Raw genomic sequence first — 16876 nt, forward strand, 5'->3', positions numbered from 1 at the left:
CCAAATCCGCCTGCGTCACAAGATCTCTGGAGATCGGCCAGCGTAGCTACGCGCAAGGGCGGCGCATGGCCAGTGGCTGGATGATTGTCTTCGTGGGGGGCAATCTGGCTGGTTCGCACCTACGCCTACGCCGGTGACTGTGACCTGGGCTGGGCGCCCGGACGTGGCGCCCAGTGGCTGGTACAGGTGCCGGCCGGGACCAGTCGACGGCTCCTGGCTCGGAGCCTGCTGCCACGGCAAGACTCGTGCGCCCTGCGATATGCAGGCGGCGTCTCGGATGGGCTCGTCGGCCCCCCAGCCGAGTGGAATCAGCCGAGCGGTCACCTGTATGCTGATCCTCGAAAAGTGCTTCTCCACTAAGGGGCGCTCATCAGTTTTCGGTGACCATTGCGGTGGGGAAACGCCCGGCAACATTCCGAACCCGGAAGCTAAGCCTGTCAGCGCCGATGGTACTGCGAGGGGGACCTCGTGGGAGAGTAGGTCGTCGCCGATATCTCATTTGAGGGCCGCCCGCCTTGTGGGGGCGGCCCTCAACTGCTTACTCGGATTTATCGTATGGGCCGAGGAAGCGTTCGCCATTGAAATGCACCATGTGTGTTTCTTCTTCCGCGATCCAGACTTCAGTCTCCCAGGCGATATCAGCCATGAATTGGCGGAACTTCCCTCTGGTTAGGAACGCTGTCACGAAGACCAGGCCAGGACGGGCGCCCGCGAAGAGCTCCTTGAGGTGTGAGATCCGCTGATTGTCGACTGGTCCGGTGGAGGTGACTGCCTCTACGAGGACTAGCCAGTCCTTATCGGTAAAGTGGATGACCACGTCAGGCATCTTGCCGTGGGGGTCCACCACGACTCCCAGCTCAGCCAGGTACTCCGGCTCGTTCACGATCCATTTGGAGCCGGTGTCACCCAGGTAAACCACAGTGCCCTTGGGTGTGAACTGTGATCCGAAGCGCTCGACGACCGCTTTGATAAGTTCACTATGTGCCCCGGGGCTCAGGTTGGCCGTGTCGACTTTGCCTCCATCGGGCAGTGTGACGGGCACCCTGTGAACCTGCCTCTCGGCGGCGTTCACTTCGATCAGCTTCGGCTGCTCCGCGTGGAACTCTCTCAGGCGCTCATCCCATGTCGCTGATTCAAAAGCTGCTATGGCCTTTATAGCAATATCGCTAGGGTGGTATCGGTTATTTTGGTCGTTGGTGGCCCGGTTTGGTGAGTCAGAGTTCTTGACGAGGATTCCGGCACGCATCAGCGGGTATACAGATTTCTTGCGTACGGACTCGCGACTATTCGGCGCGTACCTATCCTCGCCATTCCTCCCCTTGGGGATGTCCGGATAATTTTCGGCCATCCAATCCATGCATGGGGTCACTCCGAGAGTGTGCGGAATAACCTCATCCCAACTTTGTGTCGGTCGGAGATTAAGCATCGCAAGCAATACGAGTGCGGTCCGCTTTCCCTGCTGCTCTTTCGGCATCCCTATTGCGGCAAGAATCCTCCTCGCCTCGTCGAGCTTCTTCTCCTGCTGTTCTTTCGTCACCCGTCAGCCCCCGCCAGTCGTCTCGGTACATTGAGTGAGGGTTAGGCTACAAGTCGTCTAGGTAGGTACCGGCGGTCACCCAGGGCGGTCATGGCGGGGGTGAGAGCTGCGTCCCCGTCCACGCCGCCCGGCTCGCCGGCGAAGGCCAGTTAAGAGGTTCCCTCAGCCTGACTGCGAGCGGCCAGGTGTTCGTAATCCGCAGCGCCCATGCGTTACGACATGGCTTCGTAGCGATGAATCCGGGGACGCCCTGCGCTCTCTCGCCCTTCAGTGCCCGCCTCAAACGTTGCCACGGGGTGCGGATCTGGTAGGCATCTCCACCAACAACTCCACGGGGGTCTCCGTGAGAGGATCGCGGACGTGAAATTGATCGAGAGCACCGAGGCACGACGGGTGGAGGCGCTCAGTGTCCTTGCGCCTGATTCCCAGGCCGCCCTGGGGCAGTACTTCACTCCTGCACCAGCCGCCAACCTGATCGCCTCGATGCCTCGCCTAGACGTGCTGAGCAATACCGTGCGCGTTCTGGACCCCGGCGCTGGGGCCGGCTCGCTGACCGCCGCACTGGTGACCCGACTGCACGAAGAGCACCCTGACCTGCACGTACACGTCGTTGCTGTGGAGATCGACCCTCAAGTCATTCCCTACCTGCGGGCCACGCTCGAGGAATGCAAGGCAACCTACGGCACTACGTTCGACCTCGTGCAGGGCGACTACCTAACCGACGATGACGCACTCATCGACGGGCCGTTTGACCTCGTCGTTGCCAACCCGCCCTATGGAAAGCTCGCCGCAGGTAGCCTGCATCGGACGCGCACTGCGCACCACCTGGTCGATACCAGCAACATCTACACGGCCTTCTGGGCCAGGGCCGCAGCCGCCCTCGCCCCCGGCGGCCAGATCTCGATCATCGTGCCCCGCTCCTGGGCCAACGGCACCTACCACCGCGCCTTTCGTCAGTGGATGCTCGATCGCACCAGCCTCGACCTCCTACACGTCTTCGAGAGCCGTAACACAGTCTTCGCCGACACCGGCGTCCTCCAGGAAAACGTCATCGTGGTCGGCACACGGGGTGACCAGCAGCCTCAGGTCGTCCTGTCGGCGTCGATCGCGCACGATGACGCTCCGCTGCGCCGCACCATCCCGTTCGACGCCGTAGTCCTGCCCGGGGACCGAGAGCGGTTCGTCCGTTTCGATGACTCCGCTGTTGTGCCGCCGGCCGTGGCGTTCACATTGGCTGACCTGGGCTTGGGCGTCAGCACGGGGAAGGTCGTGGACTTCCGCAACCGCGAACACTTGACCGAAGACCTCGGCGCCGACGGTGTCGTGCCGATGGTCTACCAGGCCAACGTACGCAGCGGAGCGATCGAGTGGCCACTGCGCACTGCGAAGAAGCCGCAGGGCTTCTCCCCCAGCAACGAGGCCGCGCGCAAACTACTTCTCCCCGAAGGGCACTACGTCGTCATCAAGCGTTTCTCCGCGAAGGAGGAGAAGCGGCGCGTGGTCGCGGGCGTCTGGAAGCACAACGGCCCGATTGCCCTGGACAATAAGACCAACTATCTGCACGAGAAGAAGGGGCCTATCGAGCCTCAGCTTGCGCACGGGTTGATGCTCTGGCTGAACTCCTCGACACTCGACGCGATCTTTCGCACCTTCTCCGGGCACACCCAGGTCAACGCCGGGGACGTCAAGACGCTCCCCTTCCCCTCCCGTGACGACTTGGTGCGCCTGGCGCAGAGCGCACCGGAATGGCTCCCGGAGCAGTCGAAGCTCGACGCCCTCGTGGCTGACTTGTTCCCCGCTGTCGTAGGCTCCGCAGAGTGACCAGCACTTTACGAGCATCCGTCGACAACGCCAGCGCCCTCCTGGAAGCCTTCCGCTTCGACAAGGTTCGCTGCAATGACAGGTCCGCCCTGACAGCCCTCGTGCTGCTCGGCCTGGAGCCCGGCGAGCCGTGGGACGTGGCGACCAACCCGCGCCTCGGCGTCACAGAAGTCATGGGCATCATCGCGAACAAGTGGGGCAAGGGGTACGCCCCGAACTCGCGCGAGACGTTTCGCAAGCAGACGCTCCACCAGTTCGTCGACGCGGGTTTCGCTGAGCACAACTCCGATGCTCCCGAAGGGCGCGCGGTCAACTCCTCAAAGAACAACTATCGGATCGCTCCGGCTGCTCTGTCGGTAGTGCGTCTCTTCGGCACTCCGGGGTTCCAGGACGCCCTCGACGCCTGGATAGTCGAAGCTCCCACCCAGCAGGCTGCTCACAAGGCCGCCCGCGAAATGCAGATGCTCCCGGTCACGCTTCCCGATGGGTCTCCGTTCCGCCTCTCTCCCGGTGGCCAGAACCCCCTGATCCGGGACATGGTCGAGGAGTTTTGCCCTCGCTTCGCCCCTGGCGGGCAGGTGCTCTACCTGGGGGACGCCAAGGATCACCGCTACGACATCCGCAAAGACGATGTCCTCGCACGTCTCGGACTGACCTTCGACGAGCACGGCAAGAACCCGGACCTCGTGGTCTACGACGAGCAGCGCGGTTGGCTCTTCCTGATGGAGGCCGTCACTTCTCACGGACCGATCGACTTCGGACGGCGTCAGCACCTGAAGAACCTCTTCGCGACGGACAAGGCAGGGCTGGTGTTCGTGAACTGCTTCCCGGACCGCGCCACGATGCGCAAGTGGCTGGCCGACCTCGCATGGGAGACCGAAGCCTGGGTGGCTGACGCGCCTGATCACCTGATCCACCTGAACGGCTCGCGGTTCCTCGGCCCCTACGAGTGAGCCTTTCAGCTCGCGCTCTGATTGAGTGAATTCCCAGGTCGCGGTCGTCATAAGTCCGGTGTAACCCGAGGACAAAGTTGCGGTCAGCGGTGCACGCAGCTTCTCCTCTCTCAGAGTTTCGGCGAGGTACGGGAACCTCCTGACCTGCGGAGCAGCAGAGGCGCATAGGGCTCCTGAACGGTGCCGTACGCCGGTGAACGCAGCCAAAACTGCAACCACGGAGCCGCCTCTTGCGGCACGTATGCTGCCGGCTCGTGTTTGCTCGTCGATCGCGTCAAGCCGCAGTGGCGGGGGCGTCGACTGGTGTCTCTTTGGGTCGGTACTGATCGAGCAGGCGCAGCATTTCGTCGTAGACGCTGTCCGGGTCGTCAGTCTCAAGGATCAGCATGGCCACCACGTCGAGAGCATGGTCAATTTTGCCCTCGGAGCCCTTCTTGGCCTGTTCGAGCATTCTCAGCTGGCGGGCCGCCTCAGGTCGGGCGTCGGCGAAGGCGGTGGGCAGCCCGCCGAGTGCGTCGAGCAGATCCCATTTCTTGGGGATGAAGTACGTCGCCTGCATGGGGTCCTGGCTGACGACCCTCACGACGGGCTTCGTGATTCGCGGCCCTCGTGTGATCTCTACGTCCAGAAGGAGCTTCGAGGCAGCGTGGTACAGGTTCGTCAGAGCGGGATCGTGGCCTTCGAGGACCACCTCAGAGACACTGACGCCCTCGGAGGAGAGAAGCGCACGAGTGAGCACGGCTGCTGTGCCTACGTCGGCGCGCTTGGGGTCGTAGGTGGTGATGAAGCGGTCACCGTCACGACGTAGCAGAAAGGGTTTCGCTTGCCCGGTGTCTCCTCGGTAGATGTGGACCGAGGTAGCGGAAAGGTGTTCGCGGGTCAGGAGCGTCATCCCAGAATCTCCGCTCGTTGCCAGACCCGCCCGAGGGCGTCACGGTGGTGGTCGCTGTGGCCGTGCTGGTGGGTGCACGGCAGACGGTCGTACCAGGTGTTGTCGGTGTCCGGCTGGCCGTCCGCCCGGTCACCTGTCAGTGCATCGCGGCCCGGGCGTCGCTCCAGACACTCGGACCCAACGATGCTGTTCAGGGCACCGCGCAGCGGGCTGGGTTCGACGTTGCTGTGTCGGCTGGCGATCTCTGCCATGTGCTTGGGGATGAGCTGCAGGACCAACTCGATCGCTGCCTGCGGGTCGTCAGCCCCCAGGCAGGCGGCTGTCAGGTCGTTGGCCACCTTCGCGATGACCACTTTCCCTATCGGCGTCACCTGGCCGTCTCTGACGACGAGGGTGCGTGGAGGGAGTGCGTCGAGGTCGATATCGGCGCTGGATATGCGCGTTCCTTGTGGCACCGTCGTGACTTCTTCCGGGGCTATGAAGGGGGTAATCGTTCTTCTCCTCGGTCGGCGGCGGAAAACCCAGGGCCGGCTCCAGGCCGGCGCTGGCTGTCCTGTCTTTCTAGCGGCCCGCCGAGAAATAGGGCCAGGTATTTCCACCCGTTCGAGAGACATGGGCCCAAGGGCACCACACGGCAGTGCGATTTGTGGCACCCTTGGCTGGCGATTGCCCGGCCGGTTTCTTCTGGCCTACTTCGCTCAATCCAGTGTCGGGAAACGTAGTTCAGGTTGTCGCTTGACGCGCTGAACGGCTCGCGACAAGGGGACCGGTGGCACACCGGGGGCGGTGGAAGCAGACGTACGAGTAGAAGGCGACGGCGGCCGGAAAACGAATGCGCGGGTGTAGGCGCAGTGGTCCGGGGCGCGCGTCCGGCGTCGGTATCCTGGAGCGCATGTCTACTGCCCCGGTTCGCGTTCGTTTCGCCCCGTCTCCGACCGGCATGTTCCATGTCGGTGGCGCACGGTCCGCTCTCTACAACTGGGCCGTGGCACGACAGTCCGGCGGCACGTTCGCCCTGCGCATCGAGGACACCGACGCGGCCCGGAACAAGCCGGAGTGGATCGACGGCATCATCGGCGCGCTAGCGGCGATCGGCATCCATGGCGAGGACGCGGCCTTCGATGGGCCGTACTTCCAGTCGCACAACGCGGCCCGGCACAGCGAGGCCGCCCAGCAGCTGTACGCGGCGGGCAAGGCGTACTACTGCGACTGCACCCGGGAGCAGCTGAAGGAGCGCACCGGGTCGGAGCACCTCGGGTACGACGGGTTCTGCCGGGACCGGCGGCTGGCCTTCGAGGCGGGGCGGGCGCTGCGGTTTCAGACACCGGATGAGGGCGAGACCGTTGTGGTCGACCTGATCCGCGGGGAGCCGGCATTCCCGAACAGCGCGATCGAGGACTTCGTGATCGCCCGCGGTGACGGGTCCCCCGTCTTCCTGATCGCGAACGTGGTCGATGACCTGGACGAGGGCATCACGCAGGTCATCCGCGGCGAGGAGCATCTGTCGAACACGCCGAAGCAGCAGCTGCTGTGGGAGGCGCTCGGTGCCCAGCCGCCGGTGTGGGCGCACCTTCCCGTGATCGTGAACGAAAAGCGGCAGAAGCTCTCCAAGCGCCGGGACAAGGTCGCGCTGGAGGACTATCTCGCCGAGGGCTTCCTTCCCGAGGCGATGGTGAACTACCTGATGCTGCTTGGCTGGGGACCCGGCGGTGACCGGGAGCTCATGCCGTACGAGGAGCTGGAGCAGCTCTTCCGGATCGAGGATGTCAACACCGCCCCGGCGTTCTTCGACGTGAAGAAGCTGACGGCGTTCAACGGTGACTACATCCGTGCCCTGGCGCCCGCGCAGTTCGCCGCCGCCTGTGCGCCGTGGCTCGTCGCCCCGTACGCGCCGTGGCAGCCGGAGGCGTTCGACCAGGCCGTCTTCGAGACGGTCGCTCCGCTGGCCCAGACCCGGCTGGCGCTGCTGTCCGAAATCACCAACAACGTGGACTTCCTGTTCCTCGACTCGCCGGTCGAGGACGAGGCGTCGTGGAACAAGGCGATGAAGGTGGGCGCCGACGGCATCCTGGCCGATGTCCGCGCCGAGTTCGCCACCGTCGCGGACTGGGAAGCGGACGGTCTGAAGGCCGTCACGCTCGCCGTGGGAGAGAAGCACGGGCTGAAGCTGGGCAAGGCCCAGGCACCCATCCGGGTCGCGGTCACCGGCCGGACGATCGGACTCCCGCTGTTCGAGTCCATGGAACTGCTCGGCCGGGACCGCGTGCTGGCCCGTCTGGACGCCGCGGCCGAGAAGCTGGCCGCCCAGGCGTAGTCGCTCTGGTCAGGCGACCTGTGCGAGAAGGTCGCCCCAGGCGTTTCCGAAGTAGTTCAGGTCGAACCGAGCCAGGGACTCGTACGCCGCCTTGGCTTCGGTCCGGCGTGCCGCAGCGTGTTCCCGGACCTGCGCCGGCAGACGGTCGAGATCCGGCGTGGGCTGGCCGGTCAGGGCGGCGAGGTCGCCGAGGCCCGCGATCGGGCGGATCAGGCAGGGCAGGCCGAGCAGCAGGGCTTCGGCCGCGCAGCGGCTCCAGCCCTCCTGCATGCGGGGCAGGAAGACGCCGACGTCGCAGGCCCGCAGCAGCCGTAAGTACCGCTCGCGCTCCACGTCGTAGTGCGCGCCGTCGAGGCCGATGGTGTTGCTACCGCTGGTAATCACCCGAAGCCCGGGTACGCCGGTCAGGGCCGCTGTGACCTCCTCGGCGCCCTTCCAGTGGACGGCCTTGCCCGCGTACACGCCGATCGTGCCCGGGGCCAGGCCGAACTCGGCGCGGCACTCAGACCGGTCGAAGCCGCGTGCCCGCTCGACCTCGGCCATGTCGAAGGCGTTATAGATCACCTGTATGTTGCGGACGCCGCGGGCTCGGAGGAAGTCTGCCCAGTACGGGGATACGCAGACCACGGCCGCACACTGCGGCAGCACCCGGAACAGCCGCTCCCAGAGCACGGCCTCGACGGGGGCGGAGTCGTGCTGCAACGGTTCGTAGTGGTGCAGGAGGAACACGGTGCGGGCCCGCATCTCCGGCGTGAAGATCAGCAGGCTGATGTCGTCCCACACGAAGGTACCTGGGGCGGAATGCAGCGCTCGGACGGTTGGGGCCAGCTGCGCGAGGTGGCGGAGCTTCCGCCAGCGGCGGATGCGGTAGGTGCGCTTGTGGTCCGGGACCGTGCGCCATTCCACGTCGTCGGCGGTTGCCTCGTGAAGCATCCGAAGGTAGACCCGGCCGCCGGTCCGGCCGACCGGTTCCATCGAGTACGCGATCCGTCTCACGGACGTACCTCCTGTTGGTGGTGGACGTACTCGGCGTTGAGCAGTGTGTGCGCGGCTTCCAGGTAGGGGCTGAGGTGGCGTGCGGCGCCGGCGAGGGGGAGGTGGAAGTCGCTGAGGTTCCGTACGAACTTCCGTCGGCGCTCTTGGTTCGGCGAGGCGGCCAGGTCGCGCAGGTTGTGGATGCGGTCGGCGAGCCGTACCAGGAGGCCCTCTGCGGGGAGGGCCGCCGTCTTCATGCGCCATCGGGTCTCGTCACCGGGGGCCTTGGGGCGGTGTTCGAGCCGGTGGTCGGGCGTCATCGCACGCAGGCGCTCGGCGAAGGCTGTCCCGAGCTGATGGGTGACGAGGGCCTCTGAGCTCGGATCGACCTCCAGGGCATCGTGCAGAAGGCCGAGAAGGAGAGTCTCGGGCTGTGTGACGCCGAGCTCGTCCCGCAGGATCGCGACGACGGCGAGTGGGTGCTGGAGGTACGGGGTGCCCTGATCCCGCATATGGCCGGCGTAGATCGTGAAGGCCACCCCAGCGGCTACACGGGCGCGGGCACGCTCCCTGGCAGGCCATGCGGTGGTGCCGAGCGTGGTCAGGGTGTGTGACAGATCGTTGGTGGCCATTTCCGTCATCCCTCTCGTAAGGACGGCTGGGACTGCGAACTGGGATCGGGGATGTGGTCGGCGATCAGGAGGTTGTCCCCGACAGCGAGGGCGTCGAGGCCGAGGTCTGCCGCCGCCTGTGCGGCCTGCTGGGAGGTCCGCAGGATCGGGGTGCCTTTGCGGTTGAAGGAGGTGTTCAGGAGCAGCGGCAGTCCGGTGTGCTCGTGGAACTGCTGCAGGAGCTCGTGCAGGCCCTGGTGGTCGGCGGCCACGGACTGGACGCGGGCGGTTCCGTCGTGGTGGGTGACTGCCGCTATGCGGTCGGCTCGGCATCGGCGGACGTGGGCGACACGGTTCATGAAGGGGTCACCCTCCGACATGAACCATTCCGTGGCGTGCTCGGCGAGGACGGCCGGCGCGAACGGGCGGTACGTAGCTCGTTGCTTGATGGCGTTGAGTCGGTCCCGGGTGGCGGCGTGACCAGGGTGGGCGAGGATCGAGCGGTGGCCGAGGGCCCGAGGCCCGAATTCGAGCGGCCCCTGTACCCAGCCGATAATGCGGTGCTCAGCGAGCAGCGTGGCTGTTGCGGGTGCCAGGCCCGCCCCGAGGCCAGTCAGAGCGCGGTAGCCGGATGGCACCGCATCAGGCATCAGCGTGCCAGGGTTCGGGCCCCAGGCCGCATCGGTCGGTACCGGAAAGCGCTCCTGCCCGAGCTGGTAGTGCCAGGCGTACAAGGCGGCGCCCACGGCGGTGCCCGCGTCGTGTGGCGCCGGCGCCACGAAGAGGCTGTCGAAGCCGCTGTCGGCGGCCAGCCGGCCGTTGAGGTGAGAGTTCAGGGCGCATCCGCCCGAGAACACCAGGGACGAGGCCCTTGTAAGCCGCTGTAGATGGCGTGCGATGTGGACGACCGATTCGGAGAAGATCTGCTGGACTGCGGCGGCCAGGTCGGCCCGTTCGTGTTCGGGCTGCTCCAAGACGTTGGCGGCAGTCCAGACGTGGCCGCGGAGCAGAAGTGGTGTGGTGCTGTCCGCAGAGCCCCAGGGATGGTCGATACGGACTTCGCCGTCGTCGCCGAGCCGTACGAGTTCGCGGATCTGCGGCCCGTAACGCTGGGGGTCGCCGAACGCGGCGAGCGCCATCATGCTGCCTTCGGGCTCGTCGCCGGGTGGGATCACCCTCCGGGCGAGGTTTCGGTAGAAGTGCCCGAGGGAGGAGTGGACGCGCCGAGGTCCGACAGGGCCGGGAACCACGGCCGGCATGCTCTGGTGGAGGCGGTCGATGTGATCCGGCCGGAGGTCGTAGCCGGTGATGCGTTCCCGCCCCGGGCCGAAGTCGGCGCCGAGGGCGGAGCCGCCGGCGTCGATGACGAGGCCCGCCGCGTGGTCGTGTCCGGAGAGCAGGTAGCCGGAGAGCACGTGGGCAGTGTGGTGGGACAGAAGGCGGAGACGTTCATCGAGCGGGGCGGGCAGGAGGACGGAGAGCTCTTCCCTTTCCTCGGTAAGCCACCAGCCGGCGGCGGGGTTGGGTCGCATGGAGGCGGCCCAGACGGCGTCGACGTGCTGCGGTTCGATGCCGGCGGCCTCCAGGCACCACTGAAGGGCGCGGACCGGTGCGGCGAGCGTGCCCTTGCGGGTGGGGTGATTGTGCTTGACACCGCTCCAGCGTTCCTCTTCGGCCGCGTAGAGGCGGCCGTCGACGATCAAGGCGGCGGCGGTGTCGTGATGGAAATTCAGCCCGAGGACTGCGGGCATGGTCGTGTACCTCCGGTCTGGGGTCAGGCGGTCGGAATGCGGGCGGGTAGGAGAGCGGCGCCGGAGTCGGCGTACTCGTGGCAGCGCAGGCAGAACCGGAAGTGGTGGCCTCGGGGGGCGAACACTTTGGCCGCGAAGTCCGGGTCCCAGATGCTGAACTCGCTGTCGTCCTTCGCCATGGCGTTGAAGCAGCGGTAGCAGGACCCGTCCATCTCGATCATCAGGTGCTGGTCGAGGTAGCGGTCGCAGATGCCGCGCAGCGCGTTCGACGGCTGGCCGACGTCGACGTGGTGCACGTGGTTGGTGACGTGGATCGCGCCGTACGCGTCGCACAGGCTCGCGAGCTCCACAAGTCGGGAGGAACTGATGCCTTCCAGAACGCTGTTGATGACGACGGTCTTGCCGGCTTCGCGGAGTCGGGGTACGACGGCGTGTACTTCGGCGTAGTTCTCGTGCTCGTCGTCGCAGCCGATGAGGATCTGGTCGTACGAGCGGAGGGTGGCTTCCATGATCCGCTGGTTGCGAGCAAGGGTGATGGCGTTCGTGCCCAGGACCATGACCTTGTCCGGCAGGCGGGTGCGGGCGGCGTCGCTGAGCGCGGGGAAGTCGCGGTGCACGGTGGGCTCGCCGCCGTTGATGTGCAGCTGCTGGAACGGGATGGTCTCCAGCCGGGCCAGGATGGTGGAGAACAGCTCCAGGGACATGTTCTCGCCCTGGGCGCCGTCGGCGAAAATGCAGAAGTCGCAGGACCGGTTGCATTTCGTCGTGATCTTGATCTTCGCCGTTTTCAGGACGCGGGGCTGAGACGCGCGCGCGGGCATGGCGAGGCTCCTTGTGTCAGGGGTTGACGTCATCGGGCGTGAGGCTGAGGAAGTCCCGCACGATGGGCTTCTGCCGATGCCAGTGGGCGAGGGTGGCACGCAGGGTGTCGGCGGTCGTGGGGCCGGTGGGGATCAGTCCGGCCATCCGGGCGGCCAGACGTTGGGTGGGACTGGTCCCGTCCTCCGCGAGCGTGTACAGGGTCTGGGCGGCGGAACGAAGCTCTTTCGCCTCCCGCCGGATCAAGTACTCAGTCGCGACGCCGGACGGCGGATCGAGGTAGTACAGCCAGCGGGCGACGCGTACGCGGAGCATTCCGGCGGTCATGACCCAGTCGGTCCCCGTGGACTCCTTGCACGTGTCGGGAGGACGGCTCGCATCAGGAATGCGGCGCATGGCTGCCTCCAGGGAGACATGCGCCGCGCGGAGCAGGTGGCGCGGGCTGCGGGGTCGCCCGTCGGGCCCGCTCTCTGAGTGCCGGAGGAACAGCTCGGCGTACGCGTCCAGCCCGTCAGGGCGCCACTGGGTGAGCGCGGCCGTCTTGCCCGGGCAGCGAGTCCGTGTCGCGAGCGCGGCGGCGGCGAACCAGCAGGGGGCGAGGTAGTGCCAGGCCACGCAGTGGCGCCGGTACGCCGTGATGTCCTCGACCACGTTGTCCGTACTGTCCGCCGCCAGCTGGTACCGGCCGCCGAGCCGTGTCTGGAGGATCCCTCGGTAGAAGCGTTCGTCGACCTCGCACCAAGGAGCCATCTGGGCCCGGGACCTCCAGCGTTGGAGGTCCCGGGCGCTCCCGCTGATCAGCGACCAGGTCGCGAGCTCGGGTGCGGAGATGAGTCGTCCGTCCGCCTCGGCCACGGTGAACGCGGATCCGGGCGGATGCTCCAGAAGCCGTCCGTGGGAGACCTCTCGGCGGACCGCGGACCTGTGCGCGGAGGCCAGGTGGTGGTTCCACTCCTCCCAGTCCTCTGGCGCCTCCGGCAGGAGAACACGTACGTCCATGTCCGAGTGGGGAGCCAGCAGGTCGGTCGACTGCCACTTGTGGGTGAGCATCACGGCCCCGACACCATGGGCGTCCAGCTCGCGTTCGTACAGCCTTCCGAGCCCCAGGTACAGGGGCGGCGCTTCGGCTACGACCATCACCGCTCCCCGGTGGAGGCTCGGGTGCAGGAGGACTGAGCCGCGCCTGTGGTCAGGACGGGGAGCAGGGGCAGGACCGGGGCGCCCTCGGGGCGCTCCATCCGGTCCCAGCGCAGGTCGTAGTCGACGTAGTGGAAACCCTGCCAGGCGTCGTTCGTGTTGCGGTCGAGCATGGCCTGGAAGAGGTGGGCGAAGGCGTCATCGAGGGTGTCGTCGGCGAGGTGGGGCTTCAGGGGGATGTCGCGGTTGTGGAGGATGCAGGGGCGGGCTACACCGGTGGGCGTGATCTTGATCCGGTTGGCGTCGGAGCATGTGGCGCAGCTGGAGTTGGAGATGAAGCCGATCGAGCCCGCCCAGCCGTCGGGGCGGAGGTACTGCCCGGGGCTACGGACCCCGAGCTGGTCACGAGAGACCTCCCCCGCGCCCGCGAACCACTCGTGGAGACGGTCGCGGACGTCCGCCTCGCTGATGACCTCGGTGTCGAACAGCGCCTGCGCGGGCCCGATGTTCTGGAGTTCGATCAGGCGGACGGCGACAGGCAGCTCGCGGGCGAGCTCGGCCACGGCGAAGGCGTCGTCCAGGTAGGTGCGCTGGAGAACGCAATTGATCTTCACCTGCAGGCCGAGGGCGAGGGCGTCGTCGAGGGTGCTCAGGGTGGTGCGTGGGTCGCCGCCTCCCATGATCGTGGAGGACCGTTCCGGGTCGAGGCTGTGCAGGCTGAGGTTGAGGTACGTCAGGCCGACGTCACGGAGCTTCTCGACGCTCAGCCCGCGGCGCAGGTTGCCGTGGCTCGTCATGCCGATCGCGGCGCCGGACCCGAGGCCGTCTGCGAGTCCCGCGATCACGTCGAGGATGTCCGCCCGCAGGGTCGGCTCGCCTCCGGAGCAGTGCGCCTTCCGGATCTTCCAGGTGCCGGCCTCGGCGGCGATGGCCGCGTAGTCGGTGGTTGTCAGAGGACGGTCCTTGTGCCCGTAGTCCGGCATGCAACGGGGCTTGCAGAAAACGCAGTCGAGGTTGCACAGCGAGTTCAGGGTGAAGGCCAGGTAGGGGTGGTTGCGGCCGGTCGCCGCGAAAGCGGCGGCCAGGTCGTGGCGGGTGGTGGGCATCGGTCAGCCTCCAGCGAGGGAAGAGCGGGCGTCGGGCACTTCGGCCAGGCCGTTGAGCGGCTGACCGGCGAGGTATCGGCGCAGGTTGGCGGCGAAGAAGTCGACCGCCTCATTCATGTACGTGCGGCAGAGCGTCGAGCTCTTCGGTGTGAGCACGACCCGTGGGTGGAGCCGGAGTGGATGGCGAGCCGGCAGCGGTTTCGGGTCCGAGACGTCCAGGGCGGCGCCGCGTAGGTGGCCGGCGTTGAGGGCGGCCAGGAGGGCCTGCTGGTCGACGGTTGTCGCACGACCGAGGTTGAGGAACAGCGCTCCGGGCTTGCAGGCGGTGAAGAGGCGGTGGTCGAAGAGGCGGTCCGTGGCACGGGTGGCGGGCAGCAGGTTGACCACCACGTCTGCGACGGCGACGGCTTGGTGGACCGCTGAGGCGTGCATCCAGGTGATCCCGGCCCTGGGTACCGCAGGCGGTGTCCGGCGCACTCCGATCACGTTCATGCCGAAAGCGCGGGCGGCGCGAGCGAGATGGCCTCCGATGCTGCCGCAGCCGACGATGGTCATCGTCGACCCGGCAAGGTCGAAGAACTCTGCGGCGAGGTCGTCCTTCCACCACGTCCGGTTTCGCTGGACGCGCTGGCTCATGAACAACCCGCGGGAGAAGCCGAGGATCAGCCCCATGGCGTGCTCGGCCATGGGTCGGCCATGGAACCCGTACGAGCGGGTCAGGGCCACCCCGGCGGAGTGGGCCTCGGCGACGGGCAGATGGTCGGTACCGGCTGCCGGGGAGGCGATCCAGTTCAGGTGAGGCGCGTTGGTCAGCCACGACGGCTCGAACCGCCAGCCGAGGTAGACGTGTGCCTTGGCCAGCCGGTACGGCACGTCCTCCTCTGCGGCTGTATGGAAGTCGACAGCCGGGAAGGCGATACGTAGGGAACGCTCGTGTTCGGCGGACAGCCGCCAGAAGGAGTGCGGGGATTCCAGGCTGACGAGCACCACCGGCCTGCTCATCGGACCCCGCTTTCCCCGGTGGACGACGGAACCAGAACCCACGGAGCGATGCGGTCGATGACGGAGCCGATGCTGGCCTCGTAGTCGTGGCGCGAACGCACCAGAGCCGCTCCGGCGTTCCGGAGTAGCTCGCGCTCTCGGGGTAGCACGGTCAGGGCTCGGTGCAGAGCGGATGCCAGAGACTTGGCGTCCCGGGGTGCGGAGGTGAAGCCGGTCTCGCCCTCGATGACGGTCTGGGCCAGCCCGCCGGCGTTGGTCGCGACCACCGGCCCCGCGCCTGCCGCGAACGCCTCCAGGGGTATCCGTCCGAAAGGCTCCTCGCGTGAGGGAACGACGACCGCGCGCAGCGCGGGACTGTGCAACCAGGAGCGGACGGAGGGGCTGAAGCGGGTGATCAGCGTCGCGTCCAAGCCGTAGGCGCGGATGCCTGCCGCCAGGTCCTTCTGGTGCGAGGTCAGGCGCTCGTGCCCCTGTGAAGTGACGGCCGCCAGGAGCAGGTGCGGAACGCGCACCCCGCGCACCTTCAAGACATGCAGCGCCTCCAAGAGGTCTTCGAACCCCTTGCTGGGCACCGCGCGCCCCATGGCAAGCAGGAATCCGGCTCGGGCCTTGAGTGGCAAGGGGAGAACAGTCGCTGGCCGGTTCATCTCCTCCCGGATCAGCCCGTTCGGGATGTTCACGATGCTCGCGCGAGGGACACCGCAGCTCGTGACGAGCTGGTCTCGCATGTGGGTGGAGATGGCGCCGATGCGCCCGCCCCGGGCGATCGCCGCCCGCAGGGCTTCACGTTCCCAGCGGATTCGCGACCGGTCTCCTGGTCGTGTGAGGGTCGCTGCCGAGCGGGGGACGAGGAGCAGGTCCATGGTTGGGGACGTGTACGGGGCGAGGCCGAGGAGTGGGACGTCGAGGCCGATGAGCAGGCAGCGGCTGGTGCGATCGGCGACGCGTAAGGCAGCCTCCCCTGCCAGGTCACACAGCTGCATGGAGGCGTGGACCGAGCCCGGCGGTGCTTGGACCGCAGGGATCGCGATCACCTGGGCCTCGGCCTTTTCCAGCATCTGCTGGACCTCGCGGGTCCACCGCCGATCGTGCGCTCCCGCTGTTTCGGGGACGTGCGGGGTGATCACGGAGAGGCGGCCCGTCGGCAGGATGCGGGCGAGGGCTGTCAGGAAGGCGCGGTTGCTGAAGCCGGTGCCCGACGCGGCACCGTAGACGCCCTCGTGGACAGCTACGACGATGCGGGGCTGGCGACCGGCCGCCGGCGCGTCAGTGGGCGAGGGCGGGGTCGCATGGTCGATGCGCACCGTGTGGTGCCTCCTTGGAAGACGGGTCTCGTGGGCGTGAGCATCAGTGCGTACTGGGAGGCGACGGGCTGGCCTGGCGCTTCAGCCGGCACCAGGCACGGGTTCCGTGGGTACCGGTGCTCAAGGACCAGGCATCGGCCAGTGCGTCGACGATGACCAAGCCTCGTCCCGATTCGGCTTCCTCCTGGGGACCCGGGGGAGACGTAGGTGCCAGGTCAGGGCAGCCTCCGTCGGTGACGGTGATCTCGACCTCCAGGCCGTCGACGGCCGAGGTCTTGACGTCTACGCACAGGACCAGAGGTGGGTTTCCCGAGGCGAAGGCGTTCGTTGCGAGTTCCGACCCGATGAGTCGGGCGTCGTCGAGGAGATCAGTCTCGGTGCCGTGGAGTGCCACCGCGACGGCTTCCCGAGCAACCTCGGCCGCCCTCAGTCCGTACGGCAGATCCGTGATCAGCGTGGTCGTGCCGCCGCAGTCGGAGTGCTTGGGGGGTGGCGCTGAGCCCGGGTGCCCGGTGCCGCGCTCCAACACGCTGCCCGGACGGTCTCGGGAGGTGCTCGTGTGGTGTCTCAAGGCCCACCTCTTTCTCCGCCGGCGTCGAAGGCGGCGCCTTCCGTCGTGACTCAAGAACACCGGAGGAGGCCGGTCGGGCAGCA

General features: G+C 67.0%; 15 protein-coding genes and 1 rRNA gene. 4 read left to right on the top strand and 12 right to left on the bottom strand.

What is annotated here, in order from left to right; all coding sequences use genetic code 11:
- The first annotated feature begins 376 nt into the window (after positions 1-376).
- Positions 377-493 (top strand): 5S ribosomal RNA (gene rrf, locus ACIP63_RS29190).
- A gap of 45 nt (positions 494-538) precedes the next feature.
- On the opposite strand, the gene ACIP63_RS29195 is transcribed toward rrf, so the two are convergent.
- Positions 539-1537, bottom strand: coding sequence for a BsuBI/PstI family type II restriction endonuclease (locus ACIP63_RS29195; protein WP_401521454.1), 999 nt, complete (start codon positions 1535-1537; stop codon positions 539-541).
- A 360-nt stretch (positions 1538-1897) separates the two neighbouring features.
- Here ACIP63_RS29195 and ACIP63_RS29200 point away from each other — a divergent pair, with 360 nt between their 5' ends.
- Together ACIP63_RS29200 and ACIP63_RS29205 are read left to right on the top strand one after the other, a co-directional pair.
- Positions 1898-3358, top strand: a complete 1461-nt coding sequence (locus ACIP63_RS29200; RefSeq protein ID WP_401521457.1) for an Eco57I restriction-modification methylase domain-containing protein — start codon at positions 1898-1900, stop codon at positions 3356-3358.
- A complete protein-coding gene (locus ACIP63_RS29205) occupies positions 3355-4311 on the top strand; it encodes a BsuBI/PstI family type II restriction endonuclease (RefSeq protein WP_401521460.1) in 957 nt (318 codons plus the stop codon). Before ACIP63_RS29200 ends, ACIP63_RS29205 begins: the two co-directional genes overlap by 4 nt.
- A 274-nt stretch (positions 4312-4585) precedes the next feature.
- On the opposite strand, the gene ACIP63_RS29210 is transcribed toward ACIP63_RS29205, so the two are convergent.
- Together ACIP63_RS29210 and ACIP63_RS29215 are read right to left on the bottom strand one after the other, a co-directional pair.
- Positions 4586-5203 (bottom strand): hypothetical protein, encoded by a 618-nt coding sequence (locus ACIP63_RS29210; protein WP_401521463.1) that lies wholly within the window; start codon positions 5201-5203, stop codon positions 4586-4588.
- Positions 5200-5658 (bottom strand): hypothetical protein, encoded by a 459-nt coding sequence (locus ACIP63_RS29215; protein ID WP_401521465.1) that lies wholly within the window; start codon positions 5656-5658, stop codon positions 5200-5202. The genes ACIP63_RS29210 and ACIP63_RS29215 overlap by 4 nt, the downstream gene beginning before the upstream one ends.
- Before the next feature lie 485 nt (positions 5659-6143).
- Here ACIP63_RS29215 and gltX point away from each other — a divergent pair, with 485 nt between their 5' ends.
- The gene (gene gltX, locus ACIP63_RS29220) at positions 6144-7517 is read left to right on the top strand and encodes a glutamate--tRNA ligase (protein ID WP_401521657.1); all 1374 of its coding nucleotides are present in this window, start codon (positions 6144-6146) and stop codon (positions 7515-7517) included.
- Between the two features lie 9 nt (positions 7518-7526).
- On the opposite strand, the gene ACIP63_RS29225 is transcribed toward gltX, so the two are convergent.
- Genes ACIP63_RS29225 through ACIP63_RS29265 form a run of 9 tightly spaced genes read right to left on the bottom strand, consistent with a single transcriptional unit; the run spans position 7527 to position 16793 of the window.
- Entirely contained in the window at positions 7527-8513 is a 987-nt protein-coding gene (locus tag ACIP63_RS29225) for a glycosyltransferase (RefSeq protein ID WP_401521467.1), read from the bottom strand.
- The gene (locus tag ACIP63_RS29230) at positions 8510-9124 is read right to left on the bottom strand and encodes an HD domain-containing protein (protein WP_401521469.1); all 615 of its coding nucleotides are present in this window, start codon (positions 9122-9124) and stop codon (positions 8510-8512) included. The genes ACIP63_RS29225 and ACIP63_RS29230 overlap by 4 nt, the downstream gene beginning before the upstream one ends.
- Positions 9125-9129: 5 nt before the next feature.
- Entirely contained in the window at positions 9130-10854 is a 1725-nt protein-coding gene (locus ACIP63_RS29235; protein WP_401521472.1) for a carbamoyltransferase C-terminal domain-containing protein, read from the bottom strand.
- A 23-nt stretch (positions 10855-10877) separates the two neighbouring features.
- On the bottom strand, positions 10878-11675 hold the full coding sequence (locus tag ACIP63_RS29240) for a radical SAM protein (RefSeq protein ID WP_401521474.1): 798 nt from the start codon (positions 11673-11675) through the stop codon (positions 10878-10880).
- A 16-nt stretch (positions 11676-11691) separates the two neighbouring features.
- Positions 11692-12810 carry a hypothetical protein gene (locus tag ACIP63_RS29245; RefSeq protein WP_401521476.1) on the bottom strand — a complete coding sequence of 373 codons (1119 nt, stop codon included), beginning with the start codon at positions 12808-12810 and terminating at the stop codon, positions 11692-11694.
- Entirely contained in the window at positions 12810-13916 is a 1107-nt protein-coding gene (locus ACIP63_RS29250; RefSeq protein WP_401521478.1) for a radical SAM protein, read from the bottom strand. The genes ACIP63_RS29245 and ACIP63_RS29250 overlap by 1 nt, the downstream gene beginning before the upstream one ends.
- A 3-nt stretch (positions 13917-13919) precedes the next feature.
- A complete protein-coding gene (locus ACIP63_RS29255; protein WP_401521479.1) occupies positions 13920-14918 on the bottom strand; it encodes a D-2-hydroxyacid dehydrogenase in 999 nt (332 codons plus the stop codon).
- Entirely contained in the window at positions 14915-16222 is a 1308-nt protein-coding gene (locus ACIP63_RS29260) for a glycosyltransferase family 4 protein (RefSeq protein WP_401521481.1), read from the bottom strand. Before ACIP63_RS29260 ends, ACIP63_RS29255 begins: the two co-directional genes overlap by 4 nt.
- Before the next feature lie 43 nt (positions 16223-16265).
- Positions 16266-16793: an ATP-binding protein gene (locus ACIP63_RS29265; protein ID WP_401521484.1), complete on the bottom strand. Its 528-nt coding sequence runs from the start codon at positions 16791-16793 to the stop codon at positions 16266-16268.
- Positions 16794-16876 lie beyond the last annotated feature (83 nt).

Origin of the sequence: Streptomyces sp. NPDC088746, assembly GCF_044751065.1 — a bacterium.
In the GTDB taxonomy this organism is placed as follows: domain Bacteria; phylum Actinomycetota; class Actinomycetes; order Streptomycetales; family Streptomycetaceae; genus Streptomyces.